We start from the raw sequence: 20,695 nt of genomic DNA, 5'->3' as shown, positions 1-20,695 counted from the left end.
AAAATTTCCCAATAATTCGAGTGCCCAGCTTTGCCCCCTCTGGGGCACCATTCGCTAGACTACTTCACCTCGTACAAGACGACGAATGGTATCCGTTAGGGGCGCCATGACGTTAATCTTGACATGTTGGAAAATGCTGCTCAAATGTTCTCGTCGTATCGATGGGGGCGAGGCGGCATGGCACAGTCTGCAAATGACGAGCGACAGACAGCGTTTTCTCGATGGTTGCGAACAGGCAGACTCCCACGTATCTCAAACCCGGACGTCGTCGAGTTCAAATTCAATCATTGGCATGATCCCACCAACGGTCGGTTCACCTTCGCGGTTCTGGGCATGACCATGGCGGTGCCGCGCAGAAACCAAAGCGCCGCACCAGCGACCGTTCACCAGGCACGGATGATAGCGGGCAGTCTGGTGCGGCATCGCGCGGCGCGACGATGCCGCGCAGGGAAACTCCATCTTCCGAAAAACCGACACGCGTTGGAGAAACTCCGCGAAGTCGCTCAACGGCTGAGCCTGAGTCGGTAGCCGCGGCATCGCGACGGATCGATCGGCCAAATCCGGTTGCAGAATTCGCCGGAGGCGTCGGCGAGGGTCTGTACCGCGTCGGCGCGGGTACAGTAACAGGTGTGTACTCCGTACTCACGACCAATCCTATCACAACTGTCCAGAATGTCGGGATCGGAGTTGCGAGTACGATCGACGCGGCGCTCGTGGCCGATGCTACGCCGATGATCGTCCACATCGCGCGTGCAGCGAATGCCGTTACGAATGCCTCGGCGCGCGATTGGGGGAGGGCAACCGGGTTAGCCGCCGGCCATGTTGTGGTGGCAGCAGTCCCAGGAGCAGTGATAGCTAAAGTCTCCGCATTGCGTGCGGTGGAAACGGTGACGTCGGAAGCTGTCTTCAACCCGCCACCAATTCATTGGGTAAAGGAAACCTCTAGAAGCACGAAGGCCTGGAAGGCATACAATGATGCGGCAACCGGAACGCGGCCAGGTTATGCACCGGCGTTGACCCGAAAGATGGCGGACGGCTCGACAAGGTTGGTGAAGTTCGATGGCATACATGGGGACCATGTAATCGATCGAAAGTGGAAAGTTACGGACGCTCCGAATGCGCGAGCACAGGTATTACGGCAATCCGAAGCGTTGGCGCAGCACGGCAAGAATGGCATGTGGGAAGTCCCTACTGCAAAATAGAAAATAAGAGCTCAAAAGCTTCTGCAGAGAATGGGGGTTACCAATATCAAGGTAAGGGTAGTCAAGCCGTGATAGCTAGACAGATAGCAAGCCTCATTGGGAGTGTTGTTGTATTTTTGGAAACGTCGGGGGACGATATCGTTGATCCTGACGCTGCGGTACAGCTTATGGAAGTCATTTGCGGCGATATAGAAGAACTCGACAAAAGGTTCCTACGGGAACTGGTTGACGCCTTTGAACTGGTTGCTTCAGATTACAGCGGTGAGACGGCGGAGTTGGTGCGGAGAATACCGCATTACTTTTATCTCGAAGAAGTACTCGCAGTTGACGATCCGATACGGTTGGCAGAATTGGAGGCATTGCGTGGTGCGATGGATTGAAAGGTCAAGGCTACGAAGCTTAACGTCGATATGAAACGGATTGCGTAACGATCGCCTACCAACGACGTGGAATTGAAATTTGCCAATAGTTTGAGTGCCCATCTTCGACCCCTTTGGGGCACCAGTACATAAAGAGAACATGCTGGAAAACCGCAAAAATATGCGGTATATTGCCTCTCGGCTGTCCCATTATTTCTCACTTTGTTCCGCTAAGGCCCGGCAAAAAGTGGCCACGAATCATGGGACCACGAACTTTGCAGAAGGCGTGGCCCCCGGCCACCATCAAGAAGGCACGCTGGTTCCTCGAACTCCTCGGCGGCATCGCCAATCGTCCCATCGCCCTGGTGACGCCGCACGAGCTTCTCGACGTGCTCAAGCGGGTGGAACGCCGCGGGCATCACGAGACGGCGCGCAGGCTTCGGTCGTTTGCGGGCCGACTTTTTCGCTATGGTTTTGCCACGTTGCGGACCGAGCGTAATCCCGCGGACATTCTGCGGGGCGCGTTGACGGTCCCGAAGGTGAAGCATCACGCCGCCATCATAGAGCCGAAGAAGGTCGGTGAGCTCCTGCGAGCGATCTACCCCCGCTGTAGCCTATCCAACGAACTGCCGAGTTGGGTGGAAAGCGGACGGCCCGCCTTCGGGTGGTCCTCGCTGTTTGTTCATATCGTGAAGCAGCGACCGTACCAGGCCCGGTTATTCCCGGTATCGCCGCAGCGTTTGCCGGACGCTTCCAGGTCGCGCGGCCGATCCGGCTGAATTGACGGGATGCGCGATCGTGCCCTTGCCGCCGCCGAGCGAGATCGTGGTAACATTGCTGATCCGCACGCCGGGAGCATCAGGCACTTCGATCGCGCTCGCCAGGACGATCGAAGGATCGGCGGTGAAGTTCGCATATACGCCGAGGCCGACCGCCTCATGGTGACGGACGTGATCCGCAACCTTGTACGCCGCCCAACCGCGATCCGAATCCGCGCGCCATGCGTGCTGGCTCGGGGGATCGTAGGGCAGTTCGTTCTGGTAGAAGAAGGTCCGGCCGTTCTCGCCATTCCACAGCGTCTGCCAGCCCTGGAAATGTTCGACGAACAAGCCATAACAGGTGACATGGTCGCCGTTGACGACGAGCCCGTGCTCGCCGCGGCTTTCGGCCCAGCCGACATGCACCCGGCTACCCTCGCGATCGCCATGATCGGCGCGCCAGATCCACAAATGATCGCCGATCACATGATGGCTGTTGATTTCCAGGCAGGTCCCGACGTTGCCGACCGCCGCCCCGCCGACGCGGAAGAAGACATCGGCGAGAAGCATCGGATTGGCGTGATGGTCGCCGCGCGCGCCCTTTGGTCCCACCTGCAGCAGGACGGGCGACATCTGCGCGCCGGCATCGATCAACACGCCCGCGAGCAACACGCCGGGCACGTCATCGATCATCATCGCCGCATTGCTCGCTTCGCTCAGCAGCGTTGCCAGCCCCAGCCCGAGCACGATCGTATCGGCGCGGCGCACGCGGATCGGTTCGTGCAGCCGATAGACTCCGGGGGTGAGCAGCAAATGGCGGCCGCTCGCCAGCGCGCGGTTGATCGTCGCGATCGGCGTGGTCGGATCGGCGACGAGGAAGCGGTCGAGCGACACGCTTCGGCCCGTTTGCCGGCCCTGCCACGAGACACCGGTCGCCGCCCGCCGCAGCGCCGGAACGAACACGCCCCACACGCCATCGGACTGGATGTGCAGGAACGGCTTTTCGCGGATGACCGGCACGGTCGGCAACGTCGTGTACGGGGGCTCGGGGAAGCTCGTCGGCGGGGCGCCGGCCACGCCCATGAACATCATGTTCCAATTGGCGCCCTGCCAGCCGCCAAGCTGTGAGCTGCGCGTGAACCATTGTTGCTGCGTGCCCGAGCGCACCACGCCCTCGACCTGGCAATCGGCCATGAACCCTCCGCTCGACCAGCCGCCATCGTCGAGCGCGAGGTCGCCGACGAGGTGCATCCGACGGTACGGCGCCGCCTGCGACACCGCCCAGCGATCGGCGCGATCCGGCGGTCGCACCGCCATGTTCTCGACCGATCGCCAGAAATTGACGAGCGCCATGCCGTTTTCCCAATCGGCCTCGGCATGGACATGGCCGGCGACGGTGACCGCGTCGGGTGTGAGGCCAAGCCCCGCGACCTGCGTGAAGAAGCCGACGTTAATGTCGAGCCGGTGGACGCCCGGCTTGAGCAGCACGGCGTAGCGACGATCGGTGAAGTGCGCGCGTTCCTGCTGCGCGAACCAGCCGTCGATACGCGCCTGTGCGCCCGGCATGCCGGGATCGACGATCAGCACGTTCGGCCCGAGATCGGGATCGCGCGGTGCTGGCAGGGGGCGTGCCGCAATCCCAGTCGCGCTAACGGCGGCGATGCCCGCCAGAACCCCGCGGCGTGTCGCTTCTCTCGTCAAACTCTCGTCCTCATTTCGTCCGCAGGATCTCGCTATCGTCCGATCCTAATCTACCGAGACCGGGAATGGCCACCGCCAACGCGGGCGCTTTTCGCGGCATTTTGCTGGTGGTCTCGAACGCGCCCGAGCTTTAAGCCGGTGCGACAATCGGTTGCTCATAAGCGGGATGAGGTGATGCGGTGACGAGTGTCGTGACGCTGTTCGCGCAGGCCGTGAGCCTGGCAGCGACCAATTATTCAGTCGACGTGCCGATGCGCGCGCCCCCGACGCGCCCGGCCTTCGCGGACGAGTTCGACGGTGCGATCGATTCCTCGCGCTGGCGCTTCGACACCACGCGCAACCGCGAAGGTTGGGCCAATCATGAGCAGCAATATTACGCCGCCGATCGGCGCGAGAATGCGCGGATCGATAAGGGCGCGCTGGTGATCGAAGCGCGGCGCGAGGCACTCCGTTCGGAAGCTGACTGGGGCGGGCAGGGATATAGCTCGGCCAAGCTCGTCAGCCGCCAGGCGCTTGGCTATGGCTTCTACGAGGTCCGCGCCAAGCTGCCGTGCGGTCGCGGCACCTGGCCCGCGATCTGGTTGCTGCCGCAGACCGGGAACTGGCCTGACATGGGCGAGATCGATCTGATGGAAATGGTCGGCTGGCAGCCGTACGTCGTCCACGCGACGCTCCACACCGCCGCATTCAACCACAAGCTCGGAACGCAGCGCGGCGCCGAGACGCGCGTCGCGAGCGCGTGCACCGCCTATCATCGCTATCAGCTTGACTGGCAGCCGCACAGCATCACGTTGGGCGTAGACGGGCATGGTTATATGCGCGTTCGTGACGACCAGCCCGGCGGGCATGCCGCTTGGCCGTTCACCGTGCCGTACCAGCTAATCCTCAATCTCGCGGTCGGCGGCGATTGGGGCGGTGTGAAGGGGATCGACGACGCCGCGCTGCCACAGCGTCTGTCGGTCGATTATGTCCGCTACTGGCGCGCGCCGTGAGCGCCCCCGCGATCTCGCTCCACCGGGTCGGGCGCGAGGCGCAGCCGCTGGTGGTGATCGACGACTTCGCGGCAGATCCCGATGCGCTGCGGGCCGCAGCGCTTTCATCGACCTTCGGCCCGGCGTTGCAGCATTATCCGGGGATACGCGCTGCCCTGCCGGACGCCTATGTGCCCACCCAGCTCGCGGTGCTGGCAGACGTGCTGGGTCCGCTCCTGGCCCGCGCGGGCGCGGTCGAAGTGGTCGATGCAAGCTTTTCGATCGTGACGACCCAGCCCGACGCGCTCGATATCCGCCAGCGCATTCCGCATTGCGACGCGTTCGGGGCGCACCGGATTGCGCTGGTGCATTATCTCACGCCGGGAGACGGTGACGGTACGGCATTTTTCCGCCATCGCTCGACCGGGTTCGAGACGATCGACGAAGACCGCGCGCCGATCTTCTTCGGGCAACTCGAGGCTGAATTCCGCCATGGCGGTCTGCCCCCCGCACGCTATGTCACGGGGGACACTTCGCTGTTCGAGCGCACCATGGCGGTCGAGGCGCGCTACAATCGCGCGCTGATCTACCCGAGCTATCTTCTCCACAGCGGTTCGATCGCGCCCGATGCGCTGCTGTCGAGCGATCCCGCGCGCGGGCGGCTCACCGTGACCGCCTTCCTGTCGGTCACGGCCTAGGGCTTCATCGTTGCCGCCGCCACGGTCGCGCTCGACACGAGCGCGCGATCTGTTGCATCATGCGCCAGCGCTACGCGATACCGCCCGCCCACGATCCGCCAGCCGGGCAGCGCGGGGTCATAATCGGCGAGGATGCGCGGCTCGGCGACAAGCGTCACGCGCGTCGCCTGACCCGGCTTGAGCGTCACGCGGCGGAACGCGGCGAGCCGCATCGGCGTCGCCGACCCCTCGCGCGCGACATAGACCTGCGGCACGTCGGCGCCGGCAATCTTCCCGGTATTCACCACTTCGAAGCTGATGCTGAGCTTCGCGCCGTCGGTCACCACGGGGTTGCGATACGCGAAGCGGGTGTAGCTGAGCCCGTGGCCGAACGCGAAGAGCGGGGTGGCGCGGGTCTTTTCGTACCAGCGATAGCCGACATCGGCGCCTTCGGCATAGTCGACCGGGAAGCTCGCCAGTTGGTGATCGCCGGCATGGCCGGGGTCGGCGGCCGCCTGCGCCTCGGCACTCGTCAGGCGATCGAGCCCGACCGGGGCGGCGCGCGGGGCTTGCACCGCGCTCGCCGGGAAGGTGATCGGCAGGCGGCCCGACGGGTTGACGCGGCCAGTCAAAATATTGGCGATCGCAGGGCCGCCGCGCTGGCCGGGATACCAAGCCTGCAGGACCGCAGGCACCTTCGCCAGCCACGGCATCAGCACGGGGCCGCCTGTCTCCATCACCGCGATCGTCTTGGGCTGTGCCGCGGCGACTGCGGCGATCAGATCGTCCTGGCGATCGGGCAACGACAGATCGGGCACGTCCTGCGCTTCGGTCGTCCATTGCGTTGCGAACACGATCGCGACGTCGGCGGCCTTCGCCGCAGCCGCCGCAGCGGCGGGATCGCTGCCATCGATCCAGGTGACCTGTGCCTGCGGCATCGCGGCGCGGATCGCGAGCAGTGGTGAGGATGCGTGCCAGGTGACGCGCGCGAACGACGAAGCAGCGCCGCTGGTGAGCGGGATTTCGACCGGCGCGCCGCCGACCGAGCGGACCTGGCTCGACCCGCCGCCCGACAGCACCCCTACATCGGCACGACCGCCGATCAGCACCACGCGCTTGGCTGAGCGCGCCAGCGGCAGGAGATCGCCATCGTTCTTGAGCAGGACGATTCCGGCCTCGGCGGCGCGCTGCGCAACCTCGGCATGCGTATCATAGGGGATCGCTTGGGCATCTTTCGCGGGCGCGTCGTAGGCCCCGGTTTCGATCAGCCCGGTCAGATAGCGGATCACCATGTCGTCGAGCCGCGCCATCGGCACGCGGCCCGCGGCGATCTCGGCCTCGAGCGCGTCGGCGAAATAGATCGCGTGGTCGAGCTCCTGCCCCGATTCCTGATCGAGCCCGGCATTCGCTGCCCTGGCAGTCGAATGCACCGCGCCCCAGTCGCTCATCACCCAGCCGCGATAGCCCCAGTCGCGCTTGAGCACGTCGTTCAGCAGATGCGCATTTTCGCACGCCCAGTCGCCATTGACCTTGTTGTACGCGCACATCACCGAGCCCGGCTTGCCTATCTCGATCGCGATCTGGAACGCGAGCAGGTCACTCATTCGCAATGCCGCTTCGCCGATCTTCGCATCGACCACGGTGCGGCCGGTTTCCTGCGCATTGAGCGCAAAATGCTTGATCGTCGAGACGATGTGGTTCGACTGGACGCCCGCGATATGCGCGCCCGCCATCGTGCCGGCGAGCAGCGGATCTTCGCCGAGATATTCGAAATTGCGCCCGTTCCATGGGTCGCGCGTCAGATTGACCCCACCCGCGAGCAGCACGCTGAAGCGCTTTGCGCGCGCCTCCGCGCCGATCATCGCGCCGCCGTCGCGGGCGATCGCGGGATCGAAGGTTGCTGCGGTCGCGAGGCCGGAGGGCAGGGCGGTGGCCACGTCGCCCTTACGCTGCTCGACCTGGTTGGCAACGCCGAGCGACGCGTCGCTTTCGCGAACCAGCGGAATGCCAAGATGCGGGACGCCATCGATGTGACCGGCCGACGGAATGAGCTCGTTCAGCGTCTTGCCCTTGGCCATCGGCGGGAAGAGACCGTGGACCAGCGCGATTTTTTCGGCGAGTGTCATTTTGGCAACGATCGCCGCCGCGCGGGCCCTGGCGCCCTGCGCTGGCGCCTGTGCAGCCGTGGGTCGCCCTGCCGCGGGTACGGCGGCGCCGATGCTCGAGAGCAGGGTTGCGCCGAGCAGTACGCGGTGAAGTGCCCTAACCATTTCGAAATTCTCCCAACCTTTAGCGGCAATGCCCCTCGCCGGTGCGAATTTCCGCTTCGCTCTACCGCCGCCTTTACGGCACAGACAGCACATCCTGGGAACGTTCACAACATCGCGTTTGCGCCACTCCGCCGACTTGACAATCCATCTGCTGCGGAACAAGTGAACGTTCTCAAACAAGAGGGCGCAGGGGTAACGCGCCGATACCAGGGAGGATGACATGGGGGGCTTCAGCACCCGTTTGGCTACGCGTTTGACGCTGGGCGTATCGACGCTCGCGCTGGCGGGCTATCCGATGATCGCACTGGCGCAGGACGCTGCATCGACGATGGGCAACACCGGTCCGTCGACGACGCAGGACCAGCCGACCAGCACCACGACGACGCAGAGCACCGCGACCGCCGACGGTACGGATACGAGCGGCGAAATCGTCGTCACCGGGATCCGCGCCTCGCTGCGCAGCTCGATCAACCTAAAGCGCAATGCGCAGGGGATCGTCGATGCGATCTCGGCCGAGGATATCGGCAAGTTCCCCGACACCAACCTCGCTGAATCGCTCCAACGCATCACTGGCGTGTCGATCGATCGTTCGAACGGCGAAGGCCAGTTCGTCACCGTTCGCGGGTTCGGCCCCGAATATAACCTCGTTACGCTCAACGGCCGCCAGCTTGCCACCTCGACGATCGGCGACGGCAACAGCGCCCCCGTGTCGCGCTCGTTCGATTTCGCCAACCTCGCATCCGAAGGCGTCGCGGCGCTCGAAGTCTACAAATCGGGCCGCGCGAGCGTGCCGTCGGGCGGCATTGGCTCGACCATCAACATCCGGACCCCGCGGCCGTTCGACAAGCCGGGCCTGCGCGGGTCGCTGTCGGCGCGCGGCGTGGTCGATACGTCGCAGAACGGCGGCAAGGACGTGACCCCTGAAGTGTCGGGGATCTTCTCCGACACCTTCGCCGACGACCGCATCGGCGTGCTCGTGCTCGGCTCGTTCCAGGAGCGTCATTTCAGCGCAAACGCGGCCAATGTCGGCTTCCGCGACGGCTATCTCGGCGCCGAGAACAATTGGGGGTCGCTCGCGCAACCTGGCGACCCGCGTGCCGCCAACATCACCAACCGTCCGGGTGCGACCGACGTTTATCAGGTGCCGCAGAATGCCGGCTATGACGTCGTCAACGGCAAGCGCCAGCGCATCAACGGACAGGCGGTGCTGCAGTTCAAGCCGACCGACACGCTTACGGCGACGTTCGACTATACCTATTCACGCAACACCGTCGACATTCGCGATAACAGCGTCGGCATCTGGTACAATCACAACGACACGTCGAGCTCGTGGACCAACGGCCCGGTCGCCGGGCCGAATTTTTACACCGAGCGGTTCGGCGCGGCGGAGACCAAGGATCTCGCTTACTCGGCGTCGCAGACCTCGGCGCGCAGCGAGAACAAGGCGATCGGCGGTAATCTGACCTGGAAGGGGCCGGGCGGCGTCACCGTCGTGCTCGACGTCAACCACTCGACGGCGGAATCGAAGCCCAACAGCCCGTATGGCAACAGCAATTCGGTCGGCACAGCGGTGTTCGGCATCCAGAATCAGACGGTCAATTTCCAGAATCAGCTGCCCGTGATCTCGTACAACATGTATTCGGGCATCGATCCGCTCAATGCCGCGAACATCGTCCCGACCGGCAACGCGTTCCGCAATTCTTACTTCCGCGACGAGATCAACCAGATCCAGCTGAAGGGGCATTACGACCACAGCCACGGCTTCCTCGAGAGCCTCGACTGGGGGGTGCAGTACACTGACAACAAGGTCCGCTCGGCCTATAGTGTGCTGCAGAACGACACCTGGGGCGGCACCGGCGGCGACAGCGCGGCGCAGCGCGCGGCGGCGGCGGCATTGCTTCCCGACAGCCTGTTCACGCTGACCAGCATTCCCGACAAATTCTCAGGCATCAGCGGCGCCAATTCGGCGGACATCGTCAAGTCGTTCTACACGTTCAACCTGCCCAGCGTCGTCACGCTGCTCGATCAAGCGTACAAGATCTGCGGCGGCAACGGGCAGTGCCTGATCCCGTACACCACGGACTCGCGTGTGCGCGAAAAGACGATCGCGCCGTATTTCCAGTTCAACGGCAAGTTCGACGTCTTCTCGATCCCCGGGCATGTCATCGGTGGCCTGCGCTACGAGACGACCGACGTCAGCGCGACCGCCCTGGTACCGGCCCCATCCGGTGCACGGCAGAATTCGCAGAACGAGTTCAACATCCTGTTCAACGGGACCAGCTTCACCACGTTCAAGGGCAGTTATCAGAACTGGCTGCCGTCGGTCGATTTCGACATCGAGCCGACCGACACGATCAAGCTGCGCGCGTCGTACAGCCACACCATCACGCGGGCCGACTATGGCAGCCTGCAGGGCGGCCGTCGGCTCGACACGCTGTTCCGCGTCGGTGGTGGCACGGGCTCGGTCGGCAATCCCAATCTGATCCCGTTCAAGTCGAAGAATATCGATCTGTCGGCGGAATGGTATTACAACAAGGAGAGCTACATCTCGATCGGCTATTTCCATAAGAACGTGTCGAACTATATCAGCAGCACCGTCGTCAACCAGACGATCCAGGGGATCACCTCGCCGACCACGACCTTCAACGGCGTGACGCAGAACGGCCCGCGTTATCAGGCGGCGCTCAACGCTTTGGGGGCGAACGCCACCTATGCGCAGATTCGCGACTATATCGGCGCCAACTATCCGGGCGGCGTGGTCAACGGGACGATCGTCGCGCAGCCGAACGATCCGCTGGTCAACTTCGTGATTACGACGCCGTTCAACAGCGCGCAGACCGCCAACGTCGACGGGTTCGAATTCGCGATCCAGCACAATTTCTGGAACACCGGGTTCGGCACGATCCTCAACTACACGATCGTGCGCGGAAATCAGAACTACAACAACCTTCTGCCGGCGAGCGTCTCGCAGTTCGCGATCACCGGGCTGTCGGACAGCGCCAACGCGGTGCTGTTCTACGACAAGAACGGGCTGCAGGCGCGTGCCGCGTATAACTGGCGGAAGGGGTATCTGTCGGGGGCGGGGGTCAACCCGTTCTATGTCGATACCTATGGCCAGCTCGACGTCAGCGCGAGCTATGCGCTCACCAAGAACATCTCGGTGTTCGTCGAGGGGATCAACGTCAACAGCGAGGATCGCAGCGGCCATCTCCGTTCGGATCGCAACGTCGCGTTCGTAACCAAGCAGGATCCGCGTTATTCGGCGGGCGCGCGGATTACGTTCTAAGAGCGCGGAAAAGCGCCATCCTCGCGATGCGAGGGTGGCGTTTCTCGGGTCCGCACGGCACAAGCGCTGTCGAACGGGTTTCCGCGCACGGACCACCAACAGGACGGGCCAATTGGATACGGCCATCACCAATGTCGTCATCGTCGGCGGCGGCACCGCAGGCTGGCTTGCCGCCTGCCGGATCGCCGCGGCGGCGCGGCCAAGCGCGGCGCAGCCGATCACCGTTACGCTGGTCGAATCGCCCGATGTGGCGACGATCGGCGTCGGCGAGGGCACGTGGCCGACGATGCGCGCGACGCTCGAGCAGATCGGGATCGGCGAGGCCGAGTTCCTGCTGGCGTGCGATGCGTCGTTCAAGCACGGCTCGCGCTTTCACGGCTGGGCGACCGGCGCGGCCGACGATGTCTATTTCCATCCCTTCACCCCGCCCGCCGAAGCCGACGCACGCGCGCTGCTCGCCGTCTGGCAGGCCGAGGCCGCCGGGGCCGCCTTCGCCGACGCCGTCACGCCGCAGCCGCACGTGGCCGGGCAGGGCCTGGCGCCGCGCCAGCGGGCGATGCCCGATTATGCGGGCGCGTTGAATTATGGCTATCATCTCGACGCGGCCAAGCTCGCCGCGCTGCTGCTGCGGCACGCGACCGAGCGGCTGGGCGTGCGGCATCTACGCGATCACGTGATCGCGGTCGATCGCGCGGAAAACGGCGACGTGCTCGCCGTCCGGACCCGCGACCAGGGCGCCGTCGCGGGCGACCTGTTTCTCGATTGTACCGGCCATGCGGCCTTGTTGGTCGGTGACGTGCCGTTGATCGACCGTAGCAACGTGCTGTTCAACGATCGCGCGCTCGCGGTGCAGGTGCCCGTCGCCGCCGATAGTCCAATCGCCGCGCAGACCGACGCGACCGCACATGCCGCGGGCTGGATCTGGGACATCGGCCTGCCGACGCGGCGCGGCGTCGGGTGCGTCTATTCCTCCGCGCATATGAGCGACGATGCCGCGCTTGAGACGCTGCGCGCGTATCTCGGGACGACCGCGCCGATCGCGCCGCGCCGGCTGACTTTCTGTTCGGGGCACCGTGCGGAATTCTGGCGCGGCAATTGTCTCGCGGTCGGATTGTCGGCGGGGTTCCTGGAGCCTTTGGAAGCGTCGGCGATCGTGACGATCGAGCTGACGCTCGACGCGCTGCTTGACGACTGGCCGACGCGCGAAACGATGCCGCTGACGGCGGCGCGGTTCAACCGGTTGTTCCGCTATCGCTGGGACGGGATAGTCGAATTCCTCAAACTGCACTACGTACTCAGCCGACGCGACGAGCTTTATTGGCGGGATCATCGCGACCATGCCTCGATCCCGCCGCGCCTTGTCGAACTGCTGGCGCTGTGGCGGCACCGGCCGCCGCTGCGGGCCGACCTGCCGATGCTCGACGAGCTGTTCCCGGCAGCGAGCTATCAGTATATCCTCTACGGCATGCACGCGCAGCTCCCCCGGCCGGGACCGTTCGGCACGCGCCGGGCGGCGTCGCTCGCACAGATCGCGCAGCGCACGCGTGGCATGCTCGCGACGCTGCCGCCGATCCGCGTCTATCTCGATGCGTGCCGGGCGGACCATCGATCGATCGCTATGGAGCAGATTTCCTTATGACCAGCCACGTTCTGCTCACCAGCGAGGAGCACCGCACGCTGCGCATCCGGCCGACGCGCGGTGCGGATCTGGGCGATGCGGTGATGTCGTGCCTGATCGTGCCGAGCGAGTTTCGCCGCGTGCAGAACGTCTATCCGATCCTGTTCCGGCTCACGCCGCAGCGCGATCGGTTCCAGGCGCTGGCGATATTCGGGTTCGAACCGGGCGAGAACCTTTTCCTCGACGGCGATCGCTGGGATGCGCGCTACCGTCCGCTCGCGCTGGAGATCCAGCCCTTTCTGATCGGCCACCCCGCGACCCCGGGCGGCGACAAGCAAGTGCATCTCGACCTCGACAGCCCGCGCATCGCGCCGGGGGGCGAGGGCGTACGCGTGTTCGACGATCTGGGCCGCGCGACGCCGTATCTCGAGACGCTCGCCGCGCAGCTTGGCGAGCTCGATGCGGGGTGGCAGGCGAGCGAGGGCTTCTTCGCGGCGCTCGCGCGGCACGAGTTGCTCGAGCCGCTGACGCTCGAGATCACGCTGCCCGATGGGAGCATCAATCGCCTGGTCGGCTATCACGGCATTGCCGAGGAACGGCTGCAACAGCTCGACGCGAGCGCGCTCGGCGAATTGCATGCCGATGGGCATTTGCTGCCGATCTTCATGGCGCTCGCCTCGCTCGCCAACGTCAGCGAGCTGATCGACCGCAAGAGCCGGCGGGACGTGACGCTTGGCTGAGGCACATCCCGGTATCTTCCACGATCTGGCGAAGGTGCCCGAAATCGTTGTGGCGGACGCAGCCGAGCTCGACGCGCGGTTGCATGACGCCGACGCGCCGTTCGTCGTGCGCGGGCTGGTCAAGGATTGGCCGCTGGTCACAGCGGGTCGTCGCTCGTCGCGCGAGACGCGCGCATATCTGCTGCGGCATCACCGCGACACCGCCTTCACCGTCGCGGTCGGCGAGCCGGGCGGCGACGGGCGCCTGTTCTACGATGCGGCCATGGCGATGAATTTTCGCACACTGCGTGCCAAGCTGCCCGACATCTTCCAGCGGATCGACGCGATCGAGGGGCAGGCGGGGGCGCCGCCGGTCTATCTCGCGTCGATCGACATGCACCAGTTCTTCACCGGCCTGTACGAGGCGAACCAGGTCGATCTCGGCGACCGCACGTGCCTCGCGAGTATCTGGATCGGCACCAGGACGCGGATCGCTGCGCATAACGATCTGCCCAACAATCTGGCGTGCGTGGCCGCGGGGCGGCGGCGCTTCACGCTGTTCCCCCGCGAGCAGTTCCGCAATCTGCACCTCGGGCCGATCGACAACACGCCCGCGGGTCGCGCGATCAGCATGGTCGATTTTCACGCTCCGGATGCGCAACTCCACTCGCGATTCCCTGAAGCGCTAGCACATGCGCAGGTCGCAGACCTCGAAGCGGGCGATGCGCTCTACATCCCAGCGTTATGGTGGCATCACGTTGAGGGGCTCGCCGATTTCAACGTACTGGTGAACTATTGGTGGCGCGAGACGCCGCGCTGGATGGGCTCGCCGCAGGATGCGCTCAATCATGCGCTGCTCGCAATCCGCGATCTGCCCGCCGATCAGAAGCAGCATTGGCGCGACATGTTCGACTATTACGTTTTCAACAATGGCGACGACGTGACCGCACATATTCCAGTGGAGGGCCGCAGTATTCTCGCCCCGCTAACCCCGGAAAGCGCCGATCGCATCCGCGCCTTCCTGCTCAGGAGCCTCAGCGCATGACCGCCAGCCCGCGCCGTATCGTCGTCGCCGGGGGCGGCACCGCAGGGTGGATGGCCGCCGCAGCGATTGCGCGGACGATGGGCCGCACCGCCGAGGTGACGCTGATCGAATCCGACGCGATCGGAACGATCGGGGTGGGCGAGTCGACGATCCCGCCGCTCGTTACCTATAATCGGCTGCTCGGCATCGGCGAGGCCGATTTCATGCGCGCGACGCAGGCGACCTTCAAGCTTGGCATCTTGTTCGATGGATGGAAGGACGGCAGCGACCGCTATTTCCATTCGTTCGGCACGACCGGACAAGACCATTGGTCGGCGGGCTTCCAGCATTTCTGGCTAAACGGCCGCGAGCGTGGGCATGACGCGGCGTACGACGCCTATTGCCTCGAGCTGGTCGCGGCGATGGAGGGCAGGTTCGCGCATCTCCCCGACGAGCGGATGAACTATGCGTATCAGCTCGATTCCTCGCTCTACGCGCAGTTCCTGCGGCGGATGGCGGAAGGCGACGGCGCGCGGCGGATCGAAGGGCGGATCGCGCATGTCGCGCTCGATGGCGAAAGCGGCGACGTCGCTGCGCTGCATCTCGAATCCGGGGTCGTCGTCGAAGGCGACCTATTCCTCGACTGTACCGGTTTTCGCGCGCTGCTGATCGAGCAGGCGCTGCATGCCGGGTTCGACGATTGGAGCCACTGGCTGCCGTGCGATGCAGCGATCGCAGTGCAGACCGAGAACGTCCGCCCGCCCGTACCCTATACGCGAGCGATGGCGCACGACGCCGGGTGGCAGTGGCGCATCCCGCTACAGCATCGCACCGGCAACGGCATCGTCTATTGCAGCCGCTATCTCGACCACGACGTAGCGCTTGCCCGCCTGCTCGGTAACGTCGAAGGGACCGTGCTGACCGAGCCGAACCATATCCGCTTCGTCACCGGCGCACGGCGGCGGCAATGGCACCGCAACGTCGTTGCGATCGGGCTGTCGGGCGGGTTCATGGAGCCGCTCGAATCGACCAGCATCCATCTTATTCAGCGCGCGATTTTGCGGCTGATCCGGATGATGCCGGCGGGGGCGATCTCGCCGCGCGATATCGCCGAATTCAACGACCAGCAATTCGCCGACATGGAGCAGATCCGCGATTTCCTGATTCTACATTACAAGGCGACCAACCGCCGCGAGTCCGCGTTCTGGCGGCAGTGCGCGGCAATGGACGTACCCGAGACTCTCGCGCAGAAGATCGCCTTGTTCCGCGAGACTGGTCGCGTGTTCCGGCGGAACGAGGAACTGTTCGCGGAAAATAGTTGGGTGCAGGTGATGATGGGGCAGGGGATCGAACCCGCCACCCACCACCCGATTGCCGCGAAGCTCCCCGATGAGGAACTGGCGAGGTTCCTCGCGACGCTGCGCGACAATGTCACGCGCACCGTGGCGGGGTTGCCGCCGCACGCCGCCTATGTCGCGCAATATTGCGGCGGCTGAGCGGAATGGCACGCCGGCGCCAGGCCGTCACGATCAAGCACGTCGCGGCGGAAGCAGGGGTTTCGCTGCAGACTGTCAGCCGCGTCATCAACAAGGAGCCCGGCGTACGGCCTGAGATGGTCACGCACGTGCAGGAGGCGATCGACCGGCTCGGCTACGTCCCCTCGATCGCGGCGCAGCGGATGGGCGGATCGCGCTCCTATCTGATCGTCGCGCTCAACGACCGCGAGCGCACGCTCGCCGACTGGCGCGCGCGCCAAGGCGTCGACTGGGTCGATCAGATGCTGCTCGGCGGGATGCTGACCTGCGCGACCTACGGCTATCGCATGATCGTCGAGCTGGTCGATACGCACAGCGACCATATCGCGCGCGAACTGATGGGGGCGATCGCCGCGCTCCAGCCCGACGGCGTGATCCTGACCCCGCCGCATTCGGAGCATCCGCTGATCATCGATCTGCTCGAGGCGCAGCGGATCAGCTTCGCGCGGATCGGGTCGCGGCGCGCGGGCGCAGGCTTCGCGCTGTCAATGGACGAGGAACGCGCGGCGCAGCTTGCGACTGAGCATCTGATCGCACTGGGCCATGATCGGATCGGCTTCATCGGCGGACCAGACGATTATACGCTGAGCGGGTGGCGTATTGACGGCTGGCGGGCGGCGATGGCCGCAGCGGGCTTGCCCGACACCCTGCTGGCACGCGGCGATTTCGGCTATGCGTCCGGGCGTGACGCTGCAGCTGCCTTGCTCGATGCGGCCGATCCGCCGACCGCGATCATAGCGAGCAACGACCAGATGTCGCTCGCCACGCTAGAGTTGTGCCGTGAGCGCGGGATGGTGGTGCCGCGCGACGTGTCGCTGATCAGCTTCGACAATACGCCGATCGTGCGCTTCACGCACCCACCGCTCACCGCGATCGATCAGCCGATCGCCGACCTCGCTGCACGCGCCGTCGAACTCATCATCGGCGAGCTCGCCGGACGTGATGCCCCCGAGCAGCCTATCATCGTGCCGGCCAAACTCGAATTGCGCCAATCGACCGCTCCGCGCCGCTAGCGCAGCGCATCCCGGTGGCTGTCGCGGTGCTCAGGCGCCAGATCGCGGCCGCACTGGGCAATGCTTCTTGCGGGGTCCTGGTATCTAGCGCGCTCGGCTATGCCGGGCGTTGGCGCCGGTCTGCCACTGTTGACGCTGTTCTCCGCCAATCTGCGGTGTAATGGGAAACGAACCGATGTCCGCTGTTGGTGAGCCGAAAACGGGGCGCGAGTGGCCGGGATTGGGTCTCTCCGATCATCGTATCTGATCCGCTGCCCTTTGGAGATAGGGTGTTACATCGACCAATTCGTAGCCTGGCGTCGTGGCGGCGAAGTGCCGCAGCCAGTAACTATGGCCTGCTCCGTACACGACCAGGATGCGATCTCCAGGCTTCGCCACATTGATGAGCTTGGCAAAGATTTTGGCGTTGCGCAGGTACCACATGGCGTTGAGGTCCGCCCCCGGCTGGTCATCGCCATCACCGAACCGGAGCATTGAGTAATAGGAGTCCTGACCGCCCATCGGGGTTGAGGGGTCGTTGTAGCGGATCAGCATCTTTGGGATGCTGGTGGTCGCCTGTTCTTTCTCGAACTGATGCGCAGAGGCTTGAACTCGTGCGAAAGCCGCGTCGAGGTAAGCCTGTTCACCATGTACCTTCGCATAGGTTTCGACACGGCCGATTGGGAAGTAGTCGGGCTCGCCTTTGCCAGGCTGTTCGTCGATGCCTTGGACCGATCGCAGACCAACGCGGGACGCGACACGGTAGCCAATCTGCGTCGTTTCGTCCCTGTCGGTGCGGAGCAGTGCAGGTGAGAAGCTCGTGAAATCTGCAACGTCGTAGGACGGGCCAGGACGTTGCACCTCAACCATGACCCGCGTCGGCTTGAACGTCGCGATAGATTCCGCCAGCGCTTCGAGCTCGCGCTGACGGTGCGGTGTAGTGACATCGTCGACGCGGACATTGACCTTGTCGCGACCAGGGTTCCCGAAGTGGTAGGTGCCTAGAACCATGACTTGGATCGGGGCGGGCTGTGGCGCGGGAGTGACCGCAATCGCCGCGGCAGCAAGCATCGTCAACATCATACAAGGCATCCTCAAGGTGTGTTGCTGTAATAATACACACTGATTGAAGGCTGTCTATGGGATCATAGCGGTTGGCGAGAAGACTGCTCAGCCCAGTAGAACCGCATCCCTCTGGGTAAGCCGGCGGGCAGTAGGTCGAAATCCTCTGGCGCAACCGTCACGCTACCAACCCGAATGGATGACAGAAACGGAGAAGCTGGAACCAGGTTACGAATGGGCGGCATTGGGTCGTATCCCTTCAACTCGACGAGCAAACTATTTTGCCCGGCCGGCCTTTTCGTCCGCGATCCGCTTCACGAACAATGCAGCATATTTTTTAGCATATATTCGGCAGGCCTTGTCGTCGATAAACGGATTAGGGATTCGCGATACCGCCAGCTTGCGCGCTTTGACATCGCCGTCGGACTGCCCGGGGTGCGGCGTCAGGAGGATGTTGCAGGGCAGCGCGCGTAAGGTGGCAAAGCTGCGGCGGAAGGCGTCGGCTTCTTCGGGATGTCCTGTGTAGCGATAGCCCGGCCCGGCGATCGGGTTAAGGCTGGAGGCAAAGACCGTGTTCAAACATCGATCGCCTTCGCAGGATCGCCACGTCCAACTCATGCTGCCGGGGGTGTGTCCGGCGGTAATATGAGGAGTCACGATGGTGTCGCCAAGGCGGATCGGCGTGCCGTCGGCAATGGCACGCACACGTCGGACGCCGGGGTATGCGACACCCCAGGCGAACTGCGGATCATCGGAATCGGGCTGCCCCGAGCGCAGCACGGCGGCGGCGGCGGCGCTGGCAATCACGGTCGCGCCACTGTCGCGGGCGAGGGCGGCGATGCCGCTGGCATGATCGAAATGCGGCTCGGTATTTAGGATCAGTTTCACGTCGGCAATGCGAAAACCGAGCCGGCGGATATTGGCCTCGATCGCGCGCACCCCTTGTGGCACCGCACCGTCAATCAGGATCAGACCGGCCGACGTCCGGATCAGAGCCACATTGAGCGCGCCAAAACCGACGAGATAGGTGTTGCCGTAAATGTGCAGAGGCGCTTGCGGCGTGATCCACGCAGCCGCGCCGGCGGGCTTGATCGGACGCAGCAGCGGATCGTCGGCATGAGAAATTCCGGGTGCGCAGACCATTCCCGCTAGACCAGCCATAGCCGCCATAAGTCGTTTCACGCCCAATCTCCCTTAGCTCTTAAAGTGGATGCGACAAAGATCGGTCATGGCGCAAAGCATCATATCTCGACAGAGGCATGAGTCCCGTTCATGCGTAACGAATGGACCGTGCCCACCTTCCTTTAAACGCGCTGCGCGCTTTCGAGGCGGCGGCGCGCCATCTCAACTTTACCCGCGCCGCGATCGAGCTGCGGGTCAGTCAAGGCGCGATCAGCCATCAGGTCGCGGCGCTCGAGCGGCGACTCGGCATGCCGCTGTTCCGCCGTTTGCCGCGCGGTCTGGCGTTGACCGACGAGGGCCATGCGCTCGTGCCGGTCGTCGCTGGCGCTTTCGATGCAATCGGCGCCACGCTCGACCGCTATGCCGGCGGGCGCCTGCGCGAAGTGCTGAGCGTGGGAGTCGTGGGTACGTTCGCGGGCGGTTGGCTCCTGCCTAGACTGACCGACTTCGGTCGAGCCCATCCACATGTCGATTTGCGGCTGATGACCAACAACAATCGCGTCGATCTTGCAGGCGAAGGTCTGGATCTGGCGATCCGCTTCGGTGACGGCGCCTGGCACGGCGTTCACGCAGAACCGATCCTCGACGCACCGCTGTCGCCTTTATGCACGCCCACCATGGCGGATCGCCTAACGATGCCCGAATCGTTGGCGCGCGAGACGTTGTTCCGGTCCTATCGGCCCGACGAATGGCCGTCCTGGTTCGCAGCGGCTGGTGTGCCACCGCCGCCGATCCGCGGACTGGTGTTCGACACATCGATCCTGATGGTTGCGGCCGCGAAGGCTGGGCTCGGTGTGGCCATCGCGCCGCCTGCGATGTTCGCGGACGATCTGACGACCGGGCGCCTCATCCAGCCGTTCGCGATCGAAATCACAACAGGGCGCTATTGGCTGACTCGGCTGATGACGCGGCAAGACACACCAGCGATGCGTGTCTTCAGAGAGTGGCTGATGGCGGCGGCGAGCTAGGATTCCATCCAACTCGCAATCCCTAAAGGCGGACCGACGACGATTTTCGCAGGGAGATGACCATTAGGCACCTATGCCGCCCGGGCGTTCATTGCGCCGGCAACTGCCGTTCAAACCATAATCGACAGCTTCGTTAGACCTTAACGAATGGCCGTAGTCGAGGAGCCGAAAAAGTGCAGTGAATGGCTGATTATAGGTCACGCTAAATCGCAAATCCAGGATCTGGCGAGGGAGCGATACGCGCGGCTTGGTGGCTGGCGTGCACCTTCGTCCAGGAATTGTTTACGTCACACTTGCGCAGCCTCGTATTGCTCGATACCTGCCCTCGTGTAGTAGACGCGCCCCACCTTTTCGTCGACGATGCAGTAACG

General features: G+C 64.1%; 16 protein-coding genes. 11 read left to right on the top strand and 5 right to left on the bottom strand.

Annotation, left to right across the window (positions count from 1 at the left end):
* Nucleotides 1-252 precede the first annotated feature (252 nt).
* Nucleotides 253-507, bottom strand: a complete 255-nt coding sequence (locus L8K25_RS22005) for a hypothetical protein (protein WP_242141170.1) — start codon at nucleotides 505-507, stop codon at nucleotides 253-255.
* A gap of 670 nt (nucleotides 508-1,177) precedes the next feature.
* Between L8K25_RS22005 and L8K25_RS22000 the strand changes: the two genes are divergently transcribed.
* Both L8K25_RS22000 and L8K25_RS21995 read left to right on the top strand, forming a co-directional pair.
* Nucleotides 1,178-1,582 (top strand): hypothetical protein, encoded by a 405-nt coding sequence (locus L8K25_RS22000; protein ID WP_242141169.1) that lies wholly within the window; start codon nucleotides 1,178-1,180, stop codon nucleotides 1,580-1,582.
* Nucleotides 1,583-1,836: 254 nt separating this feature from the next.
* The gene (locus tag L8K25_RS21995) at nucleotides 1,837-2,340 is read left to right on the top strand and encodes a hypothetical protein (RefSeq protein WP_242141168.1); all 504 of its coding nucleotides are present in this window, start codon (nucleotides 1,837-1,839) and stop codon (nucleotides 2,338-2,340) included.
* On the opposite strand, the gene L8K25_RS21990 is transcribed toward L8K25_RS21995, so the two are convergent.
* Nucleotides 2,278-4,020, bottom strand: coding sequence for an adenylyl cyclase (locus L8K25_RS21990; protein WP_242141167.1), 1,743 nt, complete (start codon nucleotides 4,018-4,020; stop codon nucleotides 2,278-2,280). The genes L8K25_RS21995 and L8K25_RS21990 overlap by 63 nt on opposite strands.
* 179 nt (nucleotides 4,021-4,199) lie before the next feature.
* On the opposite strand from L8K25_RS21990, the gene L8K25_RS21985 reads away from it, so the two are divergent.
* Nucleotides 4,200-5,012: a glycoside hydrolase family 16 protein gene (locus L8K25_RS21985; protein ID WP_242141166.1), complete on the top strand. Its 813-nt coding sequence runs from the start codon at nucleotides 4,200-4,202 to the stop codon at nucleotides 5,010-5,012.
* Entirely contained in the window at nucleotides 5,009-5,689 is a 681-nt protein-coding gene (locus L8K25_RS21980) for a DUF6445 family protein (RefSeq protein WP_242141165.1), read from the top strand. The genes L8K25_RS21985 and L8K25_RS21980 overlap by 4 nt, the downstream gene beginning before the upstream one ends.
* Here L8K25_RS21980 and L8K25_RS21975 read toward each other — a convergent pair.
* On the bottom strand, nucleotides 5,686-7,938 hold the full coding sequence (locus L8K25_RS21975) for a glycoside hydrolase family 3 protein (protein ID WP_242141164.1): 2,253 nt from the start codon (nucleotides 7,936-7,938) through the stop codon (nucleotides 5,686-5,688). The two genes, L8K25_RS21980 and L8K25_RS21975, sit on opposite strands and share 4 nt — an antisense overlap.
* 220 nt (nucleotides 7,939-8,158) lie before the next feature.
* On the opposite strand from L8K25_RS21975, the gene L8K25_RS21970 reads away from it, so the two are divergent.
* From L8K25_RS21970 to L8K25_RS21945, 6 genes are all read left to right on the top strand, one after another.
* Entirely contained in the window at nucleotides 8,159-11,224 is a 3,066-nt protein-coding gene (locus L8K25_RS21970) for a TonB-dependent receptor (RefSeq protein ID WP_242141163.1), read from the top strand.
* A gap of 112 nt (nucleotides 11,225-11,336) precedes the next feature.
* Nucleotides 11,337-12,863, top strand: coding sequence for a tryptophan 7-halogenase (locus L8K25_RS21965; RefSeq protein WP_242141162.1), 1,527 nt, complete (start codon nucleotides 11,337-11,339; stop codon nucleotides 12,861-12,863).
* Nucleotides 12,860-13,582 carry a SapC family protein gene (locus L8K25_RS21960; RefSeq protein ID WP_242141161.1) on the top strand — a complete coding sequence of 241 codons (723 nt, stop codon included), beginning with the start codon at nucleotides 12,860-12,862 and terminating at the stop codon, nucleotides 13,580-13,582. The genes L8K25_RS21965 and L8K25_RS21960 overlap by 4 nt, the downstream gene beginning before the upstream one ends.
* Nucleotides 13,575-14,606 (top strand): cupin-like domain-containing protein, encoded by a 1,032-nt coding sequence (locus L8K25_RS21955; RefSeq protein ID WP_242141160.1) that lies wholly within the window; start codon nucleotides 13,575-13,577, stop codon nucleotides 14,604-14,606. The genes L8K25_RS21960 and L8K25_RS21955 overlap by 8 nt, the downstream gene beginning before the upstream one ends.
* Nucleotides 14,603-16,081, top strand: a complete 1,479-nt coding sequence (locus L8K25_RS21950) for a tryptophan halogenase family protein (RefSeq protein ID WP_242141159.1) — start codon at nucleotides 14,603-14,605, stop codon at nucleotides 16,079-16,081. Before L8K25_RS21955 ends, L8K25_RS21950 begins: the two co-directional genes overlap by 4 nt.
* A 5-nt stretch (nucleotides 16,082-16,086) precedes the next feature.
* Nucleotides 16,087-17,133, top strand: a complete 1,047-nt coding sequence (locus L8K25_RS21945) for a LacI family DNA-binding transcriptional regulator (protein WP_242141158.1) — start codon at nucleotides 16,087-16,089, stop codon at nucleotides 17,131-17,133.
* Between the two features lie 234 nt (nucleotides 17,134-17,367).
* Here L8K25_RS21945 and L8K25_RS21940 read toward each other — a convergent pair whose 3' ends face one another.
* Both L8K25_RS21940 and bla read right to left on the bottom strand, forming a co-directional pair.
* Nucleotides 17,368-18,195 (bottom strand): DUF5694 domain-containing protein, encoded by an 828-nt coding sequence (locus tag L8K25_RS21940; protein WP_242141157.1) that lies wholly within the window; start codon nucleotides 18,193-18,195, stop codon nucleotides 17,368-17,370.
* Nucleotides 18,196-18,450: 255 nt separating this feature from the next.
* The gene (gene bla / locus L8K25_RS21935; protein ID WP_242141156.1) at nucleotides 18,451-19,356 is read right to left on the bottom strand and encodes a subclass B3 metallo-beta-lactamase; all 906 of its coding nucleotides are present in this window, start codon (nucleotides 19,354-19,356) and stop codon (nucleotides 18,451-18,453) included.
* Between the two features lie 101 nt (nucleotides 19,357-19,457).
* Here bla and L8K25_RS21930 point away from each other — a divergent pair, with 101 nt between their 5' ends.
* The gene (locus tag L8K25_RS21930) at nucleotides 19,458-20,324 is read left to right on the top strand and encodes a LysR family transcriptional regulator (RefSeq protein WP_242141155.1); all 867 of its coding nucleotides are present in this window, start codon (nucleotides 19,458-19,460) and stop codon (nucleotides 20,322-20,324) included.
* Nucleotides 20,325-20,695: the final 371 nt, after the last annotated feature.

The organism is Sphingomonas sp. TREG-RG-20F-R18-01, assembly GCF_022662475.1.
Taxonomy (GTDB): domain Bacteria; phylum Pseudomonadota; class Alphaproteobacteria; order Sphingomonadales; family Sphingomonadaceae; genus Sphingomonas.
This window is presented reverse-complemented; position numbering and strand designations above follow the sequence as displayed.

What these genes read in the sequence shown, in the direction of transcription:
- L8K25_RS21975 (WP_242141164.1), bottom strand. Translation starts at nt 7,938, where the DNA reads ATGGTTAGGGCACTTCACCGCGTACTGCTCGGCGCAACCCTGCTCTCG.
- L8K25_RS21970 (WP_242141163.1), top strand. Translation starts at nt 8,159, where the DNA reads ATGGGGGGCTTCAGCACCCGTTTGGCTACGCGTTTGACGCTGGGCGTA.
- L8K25_RS21960 (WP_242141161.1), top strand. Translation starts at nt 12,860, where the DNA reads ATGACCAGCCACGTTCTGCTCACCAGCGAGGAGCACCGCACGCTGCGC.
- L8K25_RS21950 (WP_242141159.1), top strand. Translation starts at nt 14,603, where the DNA reads ATGACCGCCAGCCCGCGCCGTATCGTCGTCGCCGGGGGCGGCACCGCA.
- L8K25_RS21945 (WP_242141158.1), top strand. Translation starts at nt 16,087, where the DNA reads ATGGCACGCCGGCGCCAGGCCGTCACGATCAAGCACGTCGCGGCGGAA.
- L8K25_RS21940 (WP_242141157.1), bottom strand. Translation starts at nt 18,195, where the DNA reads ATGATGTTGACGATGCTTGCTGCCGCGGCGATTGCGGTCACTCCCGCG.
- L8K25_RS21930 (WP_242141155.1), top strand. Translation starts at nt 19,458, where the DNA reads ATGGACCGTGCCCACCTTCCTTTAAACGCGCTGCGCGCTTTCGAGGCG.